Here is a 15,805-nt window from a genome sequence, read left to right as displayed (position 1 = left end):
TTCTTTCATTCCATGAAATAAGGAGAGATTGACGTTGAAAATGCGCATTTCTGCGGTGCAATATCATTTGCACACGATACATAGTTTCGAAGAGTTCGCCGCCCAAGTGGAGCATTATGTGAAGGTGGCTCAGGAGTTTGAGGCGGAATTTGTGCTGTTTCCTGAACTATTTACGACCCAGTTAATGTCTATAGGCGATGAAAACGGTAAGGCGCTTCCCATCGAAGCATTGCCATCATATACGGAGGCTTATCGAACGCTTTTTCAGGGGTTGGCGAAGCAAACGGGGATGCATTTGATCGGCGGCACACATATTACCTCGGAGGAGGGCAAGCTTTATAACACGGCTCATTTATTTTATCCGGACGGGCGGATTGGGGAGCAGAAGAAGCTGCATATCACCCCGACTGAAGTGAAGGAATGGAATATGGGTGCCGGAGATTCTTTGCAGGTTTTTGATACGGATAAAGGCCGTATTGCGATTCTGGTCTGTTATGATGTGGAGTTTCCGGAAATCGTCAGGATGGCGAGAGCTCGCGGAGCGGATGTGCTGTTCGCCCCATCGTGTACGGATGACCGGCATGGATTCCATCGGGTACGTTATACATGTCATGCTAGAACGATCGAAAATCAAATCTACGTGGTCACGACAGGGACAGTCGGGGCGCTGCCAACGGTTGATTTCATGAGGGCGAATTTCGGACAGGCAGCGGTGATCACGCCGAATGATGTGCCTTTTCCTCCAAAGGGAATACTCGTAGAAGGCGAGATCAACGGTGACATGGTCGTCACGGCCGATTTGGATCTGGAGCTGTTGAACCTCGTTCGGGAAAAAGGCTCCGTCACCACGTGGCGTGACCGCAGAACCGATATGTACACTGATTGGTCCTGATGAAGTGAGATCAAGGGGGCTTACAATGCAATGGAATTAGAAGCTGCCAAGAAAGTTACAGAGCCAGGGAAGTTGTACGTGAAAAAAATATACGTCTTCGACGGAGATAAACCGATTGAGGCTGCGATTCGCAATTATGGGAAAGCCGATTTCGACGCGCTCATCCGCGTTCAGCAGGAGAGCTTTCCACCGCCTTTTCCATCCGAGCTATGGTGGAATGAGGAGCAGCTCACAGAGCATATTACCCGATTTCCTGAAGGGGCGCTTTGTGTGGAGGTGGCTGGTCAGGTTGTAGGGTCCATAACAGGGCTTCGCGTAGAATATGAGGAGCAGCACGTAGCTGACCATAGTTGGTCATCTTTGACGGACGATGGGTACATCCGAACGCATCGTCCTGATGGCGACACCCTCTACATTGTAGACATTTGTATAAAGCCGGCTTACCGCAAATTTGGTCTCGGCAAGTGGATGATGCAGTCTATGTACGAAGTGGTCGTACATCTAGGTTTAAGAAGGTTGCTCGGAGGCGGGCGGATGCCAGGCTACCACAAGCATGCCGCCGCCATGAATGCGGATGACTACGTGAGGGCTGTCATGGCAGGCGCGTTGAAGGATCCGGTTATTACTTTCTTGCTGCGCTGCGGCCGGACGCCTGTGCAGGTTGTCCCGAACTATTTGCAGGATGAGGAGTCGCTTAACCATGCGCTTTTGATGGAGTGGCGGAATCCATTTCAAATCTGACGAAGGAGTGAAGTTTTTATTATGGAGTATATACGAATTACAAGCATAGATAATCCCTTGTTTCGGAGCATGCATGATCTGATGAAAGAGGTATTTCCGCCAGAAGAGGTACTTGAATACGCCTTGTGGAAAGAACCACTCGAGGATCCTGGTATCCGGGTTTTCGTAGCCGTTCATGAAGGGAAAGTCGTTGGTACAACGGAGTATCGCTACTATGACGACTTCCAAGTTGCGATGACGGACTTCACTATAATTGGTCAAGCAGGGCTTGGAATCGGTCGGTTTCTGGCGCGGAAACGCTGGAATGATCTAGAGGCGTTAGCAGCCGAATCTGGTAAGCCGATGCTGGGGATGTTCGCTGAGATTTACGATCCATATCGGATCGAAGGCCATGCTTTCGGCGGCGTGAAGCCGATGGATCCTTACGTACGGCGCGAAGTGTTGTCGCATCTGGGCTATAAGCGGATCGACTTCCCATACGTTCATCCGTCTTGGGAGAACAATGGAGAAGCGGTTGAGGAACTCGACCTTTGTTTCTTGCCGACAGATGAGGATCAAGTGGAGCTAGACGCAGGGATCGTGGTGAAGTTCTTGAAACGCTATTATTCCGTTTTGGCGAATAAGCCGAAGGCGTGGCATGACATGGTTGAGGGGCTTGAGGGGAAAGCGACGTTGGCGCTTAAACCTCTTTAGTAAGGGGCGGAGGAGACTCTAGAGCTTCTGCCATGGCAGCTTCCAATGAAGCGTACGTTATAATAACATTGCTAACAGAGGTGGGGAACGTAGAGACTCTATTTACGTGAATTATGCTCTAAATCAAGCAAAAGAGGAACGTAGAGACGCTAATCCGTTGTTTTTGGCTTTGAATCGCATAAATTTCATCGAATAGCGCTCTCTCGTTCCGCAAATTCAATTTTTGATCATTTCATGCACTTTAGCGGCATATCGTTCCGTTAAAAACAACCCTGCCCTAAAAGGATCTCCCTATTAGCGGAAGTCAAGGTCTATAACCCTTTTGGAACAGCTTGTCCCTACCAACCAAAATCCAACGTCTTTCCAGTCTCCGCAAGTGTCTTGATATTGCTCAGAATCATCCACCAACTAGCCTTGGTAGTTTCGAAGCTTGGGTGGTTAGGCGTCCAATTATCATTGACCAACGTTAGTTTTGTACAGCTCCCAACCGTCTCAAGGGACAGCGTCATTCTAGATTCAAAGTCCGCATGATTCGGGTTATATGATGGACCGGCATGTTCGGTGCAACTGATGAGCTTTTCCGGTTCGTAAGCTAAAATCTTACCGTATACATGAACGGTTTCCTCACCGTCATTACCAGGCCCCACGTATGCATAATCGGATCCAATCTCAAAAGTAGACTGGAGCACACTGCCAAAAAGAATCTTACGCGTCCCCTCCGGAGTCACGAGAATATCCCACACTTCCTTAAGTCCTGCTCCAATGTAAAATTCGTATTTGAGTTCCATATACTTCCACTCCTTTGGTATGTGTTATGATTAAATATAGATGATTGTACAACCTCTGTATTGTAAAAACGCGACAAGGAGTGAGCGCAGTGATTCCCAAAGCCTCCAAGCCCAGCCTAGGCATTATGAATCTGCAGCAAGGCGAGCAGAAATTCCAGCTTTCAAGGCTGGACCCCTCCGAAGATCTGGCCTATTTCATTCGACATTACTGGATAGTTAGGTGGGATTTAACGAACCAAGATCCTTATTTGCAGCATGTTATCCCGAATCCCTGTGTCAATCTTCTCGTTGAACCGGGTCGAACGGCCATATATGGTCCGGGGAAAGAGAAATATGGGCATTATCTGCAAGGCCAAGGATGCGTGTTCGGCGTCAAATTCAAACCTGGCGGTTTTTACCCTTTTTTGAAGCAGCCGATTTCCGGTTTGTTGAACAATCCAATGAGTGTCCAGAGCTTTTTTGACATAGATCCACGTCAACTTGAGACGACTATTTTTGGTCAGGAAGAAGATTGCCTTATGGTCAAGCATATTGAGCAGCTGATCCGGCCCAAGCTTCCCGAACAGGATGAACAGGTCGTTTTTATTAATCAGATCATCGATCATATCAATCAGAAGCCTGATCTCACCAAAGTCGATACCCTCTGCGATGACTTCAATGTGAATAAAAGAACGCTGCAGCGTCTGTTCGACCACTACGTCGGAGTTAGCCCCAAATGGGTGATCAAGCTGGCTCGAATCCAGAACGCAGCGGAGACGACGGATTTAAGCCGGAGGCATAATTGGTCCAAGCTTTCCATGGATCTCGGTTATCATGACCAGTCGCATTTTATCAAGGACTTCAAGTCCATTATCGGCCAAACTCCTGATGAATATGCTCGGCTGACGCTTTGAAGAAAAGGACCGGCACCTTGCTGCCGGTCCTTTCCATTTGAAGGGTTGAAACTTATCGTTGCGCCTTACAATTTAAATCGATGAGCCATGAACTGCATCTCTGAGGACATGATTTCCAACGATTCCGATGAAGATGTCAGCTCCTCCATCGATGCAAGCTGCTCTTCCGTAGCGGAGGAAATCAAATGCGCCAAATCATTGGTCTGGTTCGCCATTCGTTCGATTTCCTGCAAGGAAGCGGCGATTTCCTGCGAGCTGGCAGACATCTCTTCGGCTGCTGCCGAAGCTTCCTGTACTTGATTCACAACGCTCCGCGTTGCGTCGAGAATACGAACAAAAGCTTGACCCGTATGCTGGATTGCATTCACACCCGCAGAAACCTCTTGCTCGCCTTTTTCCATTGCCTCGCCAGCTTGCTTCATATCCAATTGGATGTCTTCAATCAACACGGCAATTTCAGCGGCAGATGCGGAAGAACGCTCAGCCAGTTTTTTCACCTCGCCGGCTACGACGGCAAATCCTTTACCTTCATCACCAGCGCGCGCAGCTTCAATGGATGCGTTCAAAGCGAGTAGATTGGTTTGAGTGGAAATATCCGTGATCACCTGGACGATGTCTCCGATATGCTGAGAACGTTCCGTAAGTTTCTCAACAATCTTCGCAAGATCGCCCACTGTAAGACTTACAGCATTCATCTGCAAGGTTGTCTCGTTAATCAGGTGGTTACCTTGCTCCGCTTCCTTCAGCGTCATCTCTGATGCTTCATAGGCGGCAGACGAGGTTGTCGCGATCCGCTGAATGCCAACAGCCATTTCTTCCATCGCTGTCGAGCTTTCATTGACACTGCGTGCCTGCGTTTCGTTGCTTATGACCATATCTTCGATAGAGGTCGAAATTTGATTACTCGCTGTTGTCGTTTCCCCAATGGACTGGTTTAGTTCATGAGTAGAGTCCGTTAACTTATCTGAATTGGATAAGAGCCCAGAAACAATTTGGCGTAAATGGTTGTGCATCAATTGAAAAGAAACCGCGAGTTCACCAATTTCGTCGTTATTGCTAATTTTTAACTGGGCTGAACGAAGATCTCCCATAGCAAACTGTTCTGCCTGAAGGGCAAGCTGCTTAATTGGTCTGGAAATATGGAAGGCAAACAACGTCATCACCACGCCTCCAATTACCCAGCAGCAAATTAATGTAATGAGGATCGTGTTCAAAATATGAACTTGTCCCGCATTGTAATCCTGCATATAGGAGCCTGCCGAAATAATCCAACCCCAATCCGAGTTCGTGGACTCAACATACGCAATTTTTTTTCCTTCTTTTGTAGAGTTGGGAAGCGGCCAGTTATAGATGGTGAAATCTCCGCCGCTCTTTCCTTTTTGAATCATATCCTTGATGTAATAAAAACCGTCTTTCGTCTGTTTATCTATGATGTTTTGACCTTCCAAAGATGGATGTGCCAGCAAGTCGCCGTTCGCATTCAGAATGAAGAAGTAACCGTTGGCACCGAGATTAATGTTAGCATTAATCGAACGCTTTCCATCCTTCTTTGCTCCAAGCAATATTTCCTTCACTCTTTCTTGAGCATCTTCTTTCGACATCGTTCCCTGCTTCGAAGCTTTTTCAAAAGCCGCCGTCAGCTCCAAAGCCATCTTGACCGAATTTTTCAAATTGCTTTGAATTAATTTGTCGGATTCCTTGGTTGAAACATTATAAGTAATGGCACCCAACACTAATATGGGCGTTAACAGTAGAAGCAGGGAAACCAACATTAGTTTTTTACGTATGGTTACTCGCCATATTTTTTTATTTTTCGACATCTTACCCCTCCTCAGGTCTATGACTATAGTCCTAATTGTAAGATAAGTGTGAATTTTTTGCCATCGGTTTCCTTGCCACTATGACGTCACTTCATGAACTTTTTGTGAAATTTTACCTGATAATGACGTCAGGAGGCCAGCTTGATCCATTTGACTCAAACCGCCCGACATCATGGACATCTGATGTACACATCCTCGCACGATTATTTTTTACGTGACCAGATACGGTGTATTTTACGAACAGCGAATAGGTAGACGATGAAGGGGAACGGTACTTGAATAATCCCCCAGATCCCCCAGAACCATGGGTATTTCGCGCTGCGTTTGCGTGCATCCATGAACAGCCATGTGCTTTGCGCGAGTAAAAGAAGTGGAATAGCGATCCATGCCCAGAGGGGCAGTTGATCCCATTTTGGATCATTCATAATGGTGTTCCTCCTGTTTGCGAACGAGTAGCCAGACCAGCGGCGCTACAACAGCGAGAACTTGAAAAGTGATGAAAACAACAGGCTGCGCATTCATCATTGCATATAAGAGCGAGAGCAGCAGCAGGGCGGCTATCCACAATAGGAGCAAGTCTCTCCAGAGCTTTGAACGCTGTTTGTTTTGCGTTTCAACGATTTGCTGATCGAACCAAGAGGGGCTTGGCGTGAAAGCCGGAAAGAGCTCTTCGAGCCGTTGAAGCCCCTCTTGCAGCTGTTGTTCCGTCATTTCATCCGTACCCTCTAGTCCTCGATAGACGTCACTGCATTTATAGCGTTGGTCATCATCCTGGTTCTTGTTCCCGTCTTCTCTTTTCTTCGGATCTTCCGATTCCATCTACGCCAGCTCCTTTCGTAATTGCTTTATTCCATGATGCACTCTCGATTTCGCAGTACCCTCCGCAATGGAGAGCATCTGCCCAATTTCCTCATACGTATAGCTATAGTAATGCTTGAGAATAACCGGGATGCGGCTCTCCTGGGGCAGCTCTGCCAGGGCATTCAGCACATCAGGCCAAGCCTCATGTTGATGCCCGGCCTGCCACTGCATCTGACGTAAGGATTGCTGCTGTTCTTGCTCCTGCCAATGCTGCTCGCGTTTGCGCCGTCTTCCTTGATCAATGAACAAGTGAGTGGCGATGGTTATGAGCCAAGATGAGAATTTGGACTTCCCGTTGTACAGCTTTATTTTTTCGATACATCGGATCATGGTTTCTTGCGTAATATCCTCAGCCAACGGTGGATTAAGCGTTATTTTCAGCAGATACTTGTAAACAAAAGCATAGTGCTGCTGCAGCAGCTGGGACAGAGCAGTTTTGTCTCCCTGTATAGCCTGACGAATTAATTCGTGCTCTTCCAAGTGAATGAACATCCTCTCTGCCTGAATTCATAGATAGTACGAACAACTCCACTGCATCGTTCAATGACCACGAAAATTTATGTAAAATTATTTATTAGCTTACCACGCCATTGTTGAGACATGTATAATTGACTTCAGGTAAGATTATTAGAATGATGGAGGATAACATTTTGAAACAAGGCATATTACCAAGAGCAGGGCTGTCACCGCAAGAGCTGGAGGAAGTTCGGAAGCTTTGGGAGGTTTGTAATAGCCATGATCATATTGAGATTAAACTGAATTGGAGCACACTATCGGACCGTCCGTCTGGCGTGACGAATGACTTTCTATTTTACCAAAATGACCGAATTGTCGGTTTTTTGGCCATATATTGCTTTATGTCTACGGAAGTAGAGATTAGCGGGATGGTGCATCCTGAGGCGCGGCGCCAAGGTATTTTTAATCAATTGGTTCAACATGCGATAGCCGAGTGTCGGCGAAGGGAAGTTCCGAAGCTGATTTTTATTAATGAGCGCGGGTCGGAGAGCGGCAAAGCTTTCCTAACGAATCTGGGTGCAACATACAGTTTTTCTGAATATGTCATGGAGCTACAAGAGCAAGCGGAATTGACTCCGCAAGCTTTAGATTTAGCTGATCGTATTGCCATTCGTTTGGCGGATGCACAGGATACGGAACTGCTGGTTAAGCTCAATATGACAGGGTTCGGCATGTCGGAGAGCGACACAAGAGAGTATGTTACCCAAACCATTACCGGCGATAAAGAGCGGACGTGGATAGCTGAGCTTGGCGAGCAGAGAGAGCCTATTGGGAAGATTGGGGCCATGGTTGAAGCGGATGCGAGTGGATTTATTTATGGCTTTTGTGTAGTGCCGGAGTTTCGGGCCAAAGGTTATGGGCGGCGAATTCTGAGCCAAACGATTACGGAATTAAAGCAACAGGATCGTGCTAGTTTCATTAAGCTTGAAGTCTCTGCCCAGAACGAGAAAGCGCTAGGCTTATACGAATCATGCGGCTTTAAAACGAAGAATGCGAATGACTATTACGTACTTTTACTTAGCTAAAACGTCCCCCAAACGGATAGAGCGGCAGCCATGTACTGTAGCCCGAAAAAAGGATCCGAGAGAGGGACCGAAAGAAGCACTCGAAAGAAGGACACTTTGAAAAAAGTGACCTCTCTCGGGTCTTTTTGCGTTTATATTCAATGAATAAATTACACATTTGAAATAGTGGAGTCGCGGGGGAATCCATTTTCTCAGCTGAATGATGTTGCAAAAATTACAACATTGCTACCCCCACGATAGCCGATCTACCTTTACTAAGCTGCTGAATGACTCTAAAATCGAATTCTGGAGTATAATGATCAATTTGTTTTCTAATGAAAAATGAGTTCGGATGAACCGCTGATGATCGTACCAGTATTCTGGCCTTCACAAATCTCTTTCATAGAGCCAGGCTTATCAAAGTTGAAAACGTGCATGGGGATTTGATAATCACGCGCTAGAATGAAGGCGGACTGATCCATGACCTTGAGATCATTTTGGATAACGTCGTTATAATGGAGTGATTTGTACTGAAGAGCTTCCTTATGGTGCTTCGGATCTTTATCGAAAACACCGTCAACCCCCTGCTTCGCGACGAGAATCGCCTCACAGTTGACTTCTATGGCTCTTTGGACCGATGGATAGTCGGTGGTGACGAAAGGCTGTCCATTGCCGCCTGCGAAGATAACGATGTACCCTTTTTCCAAGTGATGAATGGCTCTCAGCCGGATAAAAGGCTCCGCCACAGAAGAGAGCGGAATGGCTGTCATGACGCGCACTTCAGCTTCGCTCTTCGCTTTGAGAACACCGCGCAGCATCAAGCTGTTGATGACGGTAGCCAGCGTCCCGATATTATCAGCCTCTGCCTTCTCGATTCCCCAGCTCTCGCCCATATTCCCGCGAAAAATATTGCCTCCGCCTATCACGATGCACACTTCCACACCTAGATTAACAACGGTCATAATCTCATTGGCAATGTGATTAAGCTGCGTTGGATCGAAGCCAAACTCACTATCTCCAGCTACAGCCCCGCCACTAAGTTTAATTAGGACCCTCTTGTACCGCATATCCATCTCTCCTCCCAGATGAGAAAATCTGTATCATAGAGCTTTCGCAATAAGTACACCCTGTACCAAGTCGCTACTTTTCCCCATAAAAAAACACTAAAGCAATGAATGCTTTAGTGTTCCATGAATGAGAAATAGGAAAAGACCACGTTTCTAATATCAACTGGACCCTTCATACGCCTCACACACCTTTCGTCTATAATTAAAAGTTATTGTACACGAATCAAGAGGAGGAATGCAATTTCTGCGGCACACGCATATGAACCAGCAGACCAATCACGACAAGAATCAAGAGAGAGCCTAAGGCTACGCGGCTAGCTAGGTTGCCAGATGACGCTAGCGCCCAGGTAATTGATCCATAAAGAGCGGGACCGACGATTGAGGATACTTTTCCCGAGAAGGCGAACAATCCGAAGAATTGACCGCGTTTCTCTTCCGGCGTTAGCTCAACAATCAGTGTCCGGGATGTGACCCACATTGCGCCCATCGATACGCCATACAAGCTGCCGGCAACCCAGAATACGCTCTGACTAGTTGCAAATGCCGCTAAGGAGATCGCAATAATAAGGATGAAGGCGACGATGGTCACGGCTCTTTTGGGGCCGATACTTCTGGTCACATAGCCGAAAAGGAACGAACCGATGATGCTCGATACCGTTGAAACGAGGTAGAGCAGGATGAATTGCCCTGTGGTGAAACCCATAACGGTATTCGCATAAATGGCCATCACGGCAATGGCCGTGGCAATCGCATCGTTAAAGAAGAAGTAGGCGATCATGAACAAGAAGGCAGCTCGGTACTTTCTTGCTTCTTTGAACGTATCCCAAATCTCACGGTACCCGCTGAGGAGCGACTTTTTCTCACTGACGGGCTTCTGGGGCTTCTCTTTGTAAAAAAACATAATAGGTAAAGAGAAGATCAGGAACATAAGCGCACTAGGGATGAACGTATTTTCAAAATGATTGCCATTGATCAATGGGAACACGACAAGTCCAACTAATGTGCCGACATAACCAACCGCTACGCCAACGCCGGAAATGACGGGAATTTCACGAGCATTACCCAGATCCGAAATCATTGAATCGTAGAAGATTAAGCTTGAATTGTAAAAGAATTTGGCGACCATAAAAAAGAAAATTACGCCAAGTAAGGAGGTGTTGAGTCCCATCCACGACTGGTCTGTGTGCCAAAGGGCCGAAGCGCCCATGAGCAGAGTTGCCACGATAGCAATAAGTGTGAAGGGGACGAGGTAAGCCTTCTTTTTACCCGTCCGGTCAATCCATACCCCGAATAAGGGGGACAACAACACGAGGAAAAAGCTGGATATCGCATTGGAGTAAGTAATGAAAGTACTGGCAATCTGATTCAATTCCTCGCTTTTGCCTAACGTTTCTTTTAAATAAAATGGATAAAACACAGTCACGATATTGGAGGAAAAAATCGTATTCGCGAAATCGTACATCGCCCAAGCGAATATCGGTAAGGAGAAGAACAGGGTCCAGACTTTACGTGCTTGCACCTTGTTGGGAGCGGATTCAAGCTTTGCCAATAGGGTCACACCTTTCCTTCTCGTCAATTGGTATGTCTCTAGTATATTGGCTACAAGGCCGGGAAATCCCTCTGTCTTTACAAATAAAAAAACTCTCCCTCTAATTAAATTGGAAGGAGAGGGAGTAAGTTACTATGGTTGCATGGAATGCCTAATCGAGGGTTCTCTAAGATGCGTTATGCATCCGATTGCGGCTTTTTGATTTCGACCTCGATCATATCCATGCTCTCTTTCATTTCAAGCACGTCGATGCCGTTGCGTTGAAGGGTGGTCGAGAGCTTCTCTTTATTTTGGGCAGGGAAGACGTACGCATTACTTTGCTTATTATCGAGTAGACGCTTCGCCACTTGAACGAGACGTTCCATTGTGAACGGCTTTTTAAGATATTTCTCAATCTCTTTCTCATGATAGTCATGTGGCGGATCGAGTGCTGTTGAAACGATAACGGGCGTCTGATAGTGCACTGGATGACGGTATAATTCAGCGATGAAATCCCAACCGGTCTTGGCGCCCTCCAGATGAATATCGACGATGAACAGTACCGGTCCCTCGCCTTTACAGCGATTAAGCGCGATCATGCCCTCTTCGGCCGAACGAAGCTGCATGGAGGGGAGACCCAACTTGTTCAGCGCAACTTGAATTAATTTGGCTAGATTATCGTCATCTTCGAAAATAACAATTTGACCATCCATATTTGAAATCTCGTATAGATCGAACTCAATTCGGAATATCGTACCTTGCCCCATTTCGGATGTGTAGGAGATATGTCCGCCATGTCCTTCAACAATCTCTTTCACAATAGCGAGACCTAAGCCGGTACCGCCGATTTGACGTCTGTCCGAGTTATCGACACGAAAGAATTTGGAGAACATTTGGTCACGAGCTTCCTCTGGGATACCGAGACCGTAATCTTGAATCGCTATGGTGATTTTACCTTGATCGACAGTTAAGTGGATATCAATGTGATCGGCTTCTGGCGAGTACTTAATCGCATTGCTGATCAGGTTGTCGAAGACTTGACGAATACGATCTGCATCGGCTCTCACATATAGTTCTGGTTCTTGCTGATGAATGTGAATACGATGGCTATGTTTGTCCTGCCACTGCTCGGCGATCTCTTGCAAGGTAGGCAGCAGATTGACAGGAGAGAAATGATAAAGCTGTCGACCTGACTCCATCCGCTGCAAATCAAGGAAATCGTTAATTAAATTCGATAAGCGATGCGCTTCTTTATAAATAGTTTCCATGTATTTCTTTTGTTTCTCTTGTGAAAGATCCCGATGCAGCAAGATCTCTATAAAACCAAGCACGCTGGCAAGAGGAGTTCGCAACTCGTGAGAAACAATACTAATGAATTCATTCTTCATTTCATCAATACGTTCTTCTTCGGTGCGATCACGGAATACGAATAAGTAGCCTTGTTGTTCGGTATCTTCACTGACTACGGTCGCATACAGCTCCGCATGCTGGATCTGATCCTCGATTTCGAAGCTAAAACGTTGGGTTAGATTTGACAAAGAGCCATCAATCAACGCTTCAATGGAGGAAGCGACGCCTATAAAGCTCGGAGAATCGGCAGCTACTTCGTGACTGCTATCAACCAGGTTCTCACCTATACGTTCATTTAAACTGAAATACCGGTTCATTCGATGATTGGAGAAAAGGATGGTACCTTGCGAATCACACATCATCATGCCCTCATGTGCGGATTCCAAAATATTTTGAATCAGATCGCGCTGCGCTTCAATGAACTGCTTCTCTGTTACCAATTGATCATTCAGCTCTGCTAAGCTGGCCGCTTGCTTAAGCCTCTCGTCGTTCATAACCTGCGCGTAGAAGGCGAGTCCGAACTGACGAACTAATCCTTTGGTCAATCGTTGGTTATTTTCTTGAAAGAGGGAGCTTTGATAGCTTGTTAACAGCAAGAAGCCAATGACCTTCTGTTTATCGTCCATGAGAGGGACATATTGATCGACAGCTCGTGTCATTCCGCCGTGGACACCTTGTTCATGACCTAATACATCTCGAGTATGAACAATAGGTATCCCTTCATCGAAAACACGTCTAGCAGGTCCAAAAAGCTCTCTCTGATGCAAATTAATATGTTCTTTCGGATAACCAATGGAATGAATGACTTCATAAGAAGGAGAGTTCTCTGCGTGACGTTCCATGACGACCAAAGCGGCATCCTGAGACAACGAATTGAGCAGTGCAGGCAGCGTATGTTTCAAGAAATCTTTCAACTTCACATAACCTGTAAGCTTTTCCTGATAGGATGAGATGAGTTCCAAATCCCTTTCTCGTTCGGATAGCTTCGCGAGCGTAATCTGCTGCTCTTCCTGCTGGGCCATAATCTCTTCATTCTGGGTCTCCAAGCTTTCCGCCATGTAGCGGTACGTTTCCTCGCTTCTACGAATCTCTTCTTCAGCATGATAGGCTCGGTAAGAAATGAAAATAGACAGACCGCCTGCAATTAAGGCAATAATACTGCCGACCATTGTAATCGTACGGGAGGTTTTACCGGCATTGAGGGAAGCTGTATAGGCATCTGACGTGATTTGCTCTATGGTCTTCTCGATGCTCATATGAACAACTCGGTAGCGATCCATCATCGTTTTACCGGACGCTATACGAGCTTTCGATTCTTCCGTTTTACCAGCACGGACCAACTCCAATTGCGTGTCGAAGTACTTCTGCAAATTATTAATGGCTGGTATGGCTTGCGTGTCCATAATAAGCTGCAAAGTGGGGTACTTCTTATCGTACTTGCGGATCGTGTTCAGATCATCCTCCAGCTGCTTTTTACCCGACGTATAGGGCTCCAGATATTGTTCATTGCCCGATAATTCAAATCCGCGGATACCCGTTTCTTGATTAATTAAATCTTTAAGCAAGCTGTTCGTTGTGTTAGAAATGGGAATGGAATCGTGCACGATCGCATCGCTTTCATTATCCATATTACGAGAAGCGATAAAGTTGGATACACTCACAAATACGAGTAAAACGACGATTAAAATAACGTATAGCATGGAGATCCGAGATCTCGTGAATGACTTCATAGCAAACGGTCACCTAGATTCTAATAGGATGAAAGGATGTACTAAAAATTCGACATAACGCAACAGATTCCTTTTAAAAACGATCATGTTATGTTTTCTTCCATCAATGCATTGCAAGATAGGGGAATGTCGTTTAAAATATGATTCATTACACGATTGATGTTAAATGTTAAGATCATCGAAGTTTGCTTGAGGAGGGCGCACAGTGCAGGTAAAAGACAGCAGGATTCCGCCACTACACGAAGTACGTCCATTCTTCCAACCGATACTTTCACTTCAGAGCCAAGAAATCATCGGCTACGAAACACTGGGAAGACGAATTCGGGAGGGTAGTGTCGAAAGTTTGGGGTCTTTTTTCAAAAATCCTGACATTCCCGAAGACATGCAGCTTCATATTGATCGGCATTTGAGAGAGCGGGCGATCGAACAGCTAGTTTCGGCTCAAGATGAAAGTTCCTTATTCATCAACTTAAAACCTTCATGGATCTATCAAACCTATAAGCGCACAGGCGTGCTGCCAACAATCGAGCTATTAAGGAAATACCAAATAAATCCAGCACGTATCGTGATCGAAATAACCGAAGAGGAATTCACAGGGAAGCTTCATGAGCTGACACAAATTGTAGAATTATATCGAGAATTCGGCTGTACAATTGCCATTGACGATGTGGGCAGCGGATTTAGCAACTTCGACCGAATCGCCAGTCTGCAACCAAAGATATTGAAAATCGATCTTAATATTTTAAAAAAAAGCGCCACCCACGCCGGCTACAAGGCGCTGATGCAATCCTTTTCCATTCTAGCGGCTCAAATGGGTGCCTCCCTGCTCGTCGAAGGAATAGAAACGAAGCAAGAATTACGCAGTGCTCTTCAAATCGGAGCAAGGTATGTCCAAGGCTATCTCTTCTCTAAAGCTGAACCGCAGTTGCAGCGCAAGGATGCCTTCAAAACTATGCTAAAAGAAGAAATGAAACTCTTTGGTCAAGATGAACTTGGGCGCTATAGCCGCCTTTTGACCATTCATCAAAGCCTAGTTTTACTTATCCATTCTTCCGTCTGTATATCAACCGCTGAAGATGCAGATCGTGTCATCGAAAATATCATTAGCAACGTGTCAGAAAATTGTATACGTATGTACATATGTCGCGAGGACGGCTGCCAAATCTCGTCCAACTACAGCCGCAAAGACGAAGCATGGACCAAAGATGAGAGCTATCGCGGGGCAAACTGGACATGGAGACCCTATTTCATCTCCAACATCATGATGATGAACCTGCAAAAGCAAGGGATCCTATCCCAAGCATACACAGACTTAGACACCTCGCATGAGATTCAGACTTATTCCTGTGCATTGGGAGAGGGTTTTTATTTGTTTGGAGATTTGATGATTTGATTTGAGAGATTGCGAGAGAAATAGAGGGAAATAGAGAAGGAGATAGATAGATAGAAAGATAGATAGACAGATAGAGAGAGTGTGTGGCAGAGAGCGCGTATGAGATAGTGCGTGTAAGATAGTGAGTATGAATAAGTACGTGAAGCGAGTTCGTAAGAAGATAGTGTGAGAATGCGAGTGTTTGGTGAGAGGTTACCTCGGGTGGCCTTTTTTGCGTTTCGGGGAAGATCTGAACCATCAGCCAACTGAGAACAGACTCAGCGTCAGAGCCAGATGCTAGACTCGGATCTGGGTGTGGACCCGAACCCGAACCAAACTCAAACTCGAAGCTGAACCCAACCCAACCCAACCCAACCCAACCCAACCCAACCCAACCCAACCCAACCCAACCCGCAGACTCTAACCCAAAGAACTAGCTACTCCAAGTAATCTAAAACTCCGACAACTAGCTAATATCGCTGATTTGGCGGCAAAGGGATGCGAGTAGAAACAACTGGATGCAAAAAGTACATCAAATGAAGGGGGAATC

At 46.1% G+C, this 15,805-nt stretch carries 14 protein-coding genes; 6 read left to right on the top strand and 8 right to left on the bottom strand.

Features of this window, described 5'->3' with window-relative positions:
- The first annotated feature begins 34 nt into the window (after positions 1 to 34).
- The 3 genes from NYR53_RS32850 to NYR53_RS32840 are packed head-to-tail and all read left to right on the top strand — an operon-like array spanning position 35 to position 2,326.
- Positions 35 to 892 carry a carbon-nitrogen hydrolase family protein gene (locus NYR53_RS32850; protein WP_261303150.1) on the top strand — a complete coding sequence of 286 codons (858 nt, stop codon included), beginning with the start codon at positions 35 to 37 and terminating at the stop codon, positions 890 to 892.
- Between the two features lie 30 nt (positions 893 to 922).
- Positions 923 to 1,633 carry a GNAT family N-acetyltransferase gene (locus NYR53_RS32845; RefSeq protein ID WP_261303149.1) on the top strand — a complete coding sequence of 237 codons (711 nt, stop codon included), beginning with the start codon at positions 923 to 925 and terminating at the stop codon, positions 1,631 to 1,633.
- A 21-nt stretch (positions 1,634 to 1,654) separates the two neighbouring features.
- Positions 1,655 to 2,326: a GNAT family N-acetyltransferase gene (locus NYR53_RS32840; protein WP_261303148.1), complete on the top strand. Its 672-nt coding sequence runs from the start codon at positions 1,655 to 1,657 to the stop codon at positions 2,324 to 2,326.
- 338 nt (positions 2,327 to 2,664) lie between these two features.
- Here NYR53_RS32840 and NYR53_RS32835 read toward each other — a convergent pair whose 3' ends face one another.
- Complete coding sequence (locus NYR53_RS32835) at positions 2,665 to 3,114, bottom strand: SRPBCC domain-containing protein (RefSeq protein WP_171649611.1); 450 nt, start codon at positions 3,112 to 3,114, stop codon at positions 2,665 to 2,667.
- A gap of 89 nt (positions 3,115 to 3,203) precedes the next feature.
- On the opposite strand from NYR53_RS32835, the gene NYR53_RS32830 reads away from it, so the two are divergent.
- Positions 3,204 to 4,007, top strand: coding sequence for a helix-turn-helix domain-containing protein (locus tag NYR53_RS32830; RefSeq protein ID WP_261303147.1), 804 nt, complete (start codon positions 3,204 to 3,206; stop codon positions 4,005 to 4,007).
- Between the two features lie 65 nt (positions 4,008 to 4,072).
- Here NYR53_RS32830 and NYR53_RS32825 read toward each other — a convergent pair whose 3' ends face one another.
- The 4 genes from NYR53_RS32825 to sigY form a co-directional block, all read right to left on the bottom strand.
- The gene (locus NYR53_RS32825; RefSeq protein WP_261303146.1) at positions 4,073 to 5,827 is read right to left on the bottom strand and encodes a methyl-accepting chemotaxis protein; all 1,755 of its coding nucleotides are present in this window, start codon (positions 5,825 to 5,827) and stop codon (positions 4,073 to 4,075) included.
- Positions 5,828 to 6,030: 203 nt separating this feature from the next.
- Positions 6,031 to 6,252, bottom strand: a complete 222-nt coding sequence (locus tag NYR53_RS32820) for a sigmaY antisigma factor component (protein ID WP_261303145.1) — start codon at positions 6,250 to 6,252, stop codon at positions 6,031 to 6,033.
- On the bottom strand, positions 6,245 to 6,646 hold the full coding sequence (locus tag NYR53_RS32815; protein ID WP_261303144.1) for a DUF5345 family protein: 402 nt from the start codon (positions 6,644 to 6,646) through the stop codon (positions 6,245 to 6,247). Before NYR53_RS32815 ends, NYR53_RS32820 begins: the two co-directional genes overlap by 8 nt.
- A complete protein-coding gene (sigY, locus tag NYR53_RS32810) occupies positions 6,647 to 7,180 on the bottom strand; it encodes an RNA polymerase sigma factor SigY (protein ID WP_261303143.1) in 534 nt (177 codons plus the stop codon).
- Between the two features lie 158 nt (positions 7,181 to 7,338).
- Here sigY and NYR53_RS32805 point away from each other — a divergent pair, with 158 nt between their 5' ends.
- On the top strand, positions 7,339 to 8,229 hold the full coding sequence (locus tag NYR53_RS32805) for a GNAT family N-acetyltransferase (RefSeq protein ID WP_261303142.1): 891 nt from the start codon (positions 7,339 to 7,341) through the stop codon (positions 8,227 to 8,229).
- Positions 8,230 to 8,540: 311 nt separating this feature from the next.
- Here NYR53_RS32805 and pyrH read toward each other — a convergent pair whose 3' ends face one another.
- The 3 genes from pyrH to NYR53_RS32790 form a co-directional block, all read right to left on the bottom strand.
- Positions 8,541 to 9,275, bottom strand: coding sequence for a UMP kinase (gene pyrH / locus NYR53_RS32800; RefSeq protein ID WP_261303141.1), 735 nt, complete (start codon positions 9,273 to 9,275; stop codon positions 8,541 to 8,543).
- Between the two features lie 223 nt (positions 9,276 to 9,498).
- Positions 9,499 to 10,824 (bottom strand): MFS transporter, encoded by a 1,326-nt coding sequence (locus NYR53_RS32795; RefSeq protein WP_261303140.1) that lies wholly within the window; start codon positions 10,822 to 10,824, stop codon positions 9,499 to 9,501.
- 176 nt (positions 10,825 to 11,000) lie between these two features.
- A complete protein-coding gene (locus NYR53_RS32790) occupies positions 11,001 to 13,853 on the bottom strand; it encodes an ATP-binding protein (protein WP_261303139.1) in 2,853 nt (950 codons plus the stop codon).
- A 235-nt stretch (positions 13,854 to 14,088) separates the two neighbouring features.
- Here NYR53_RS32790 and NYR53_RS32785 point away from each other — a divergent pair, with 235 nt between their 5' ends.
- The gene (locus NYR53_RS32785; RefSeq protein WP_261303138.1) at positions 14,089 to 15,276 is read left to right on the top strand and encodes an EAL domain-containing protein; all 1,188 of its coding nucleotides are present in this window, start codon (positions 14,089 to 14,091) and stop codon (positions 15,274 to 15,276) included.
- The last annotated feature ends 529 nt before the right edge of the window (positions 15,277 to 15,805 follow it).

The organism is Paenibacillus andongensis (assembly GCF_025369935.1).
In the GTDB taxonomy this organism is placed as follows: domain Bacteria; phylum Bacillota; class Bacilli; order Paenibacillales; family NBRC-103111; genus Paenibacillus_E; species Paenibacillus_E andongensis.
This window is presented reverse-complemented; position numbering and strand designations above follow the sequence as displayed.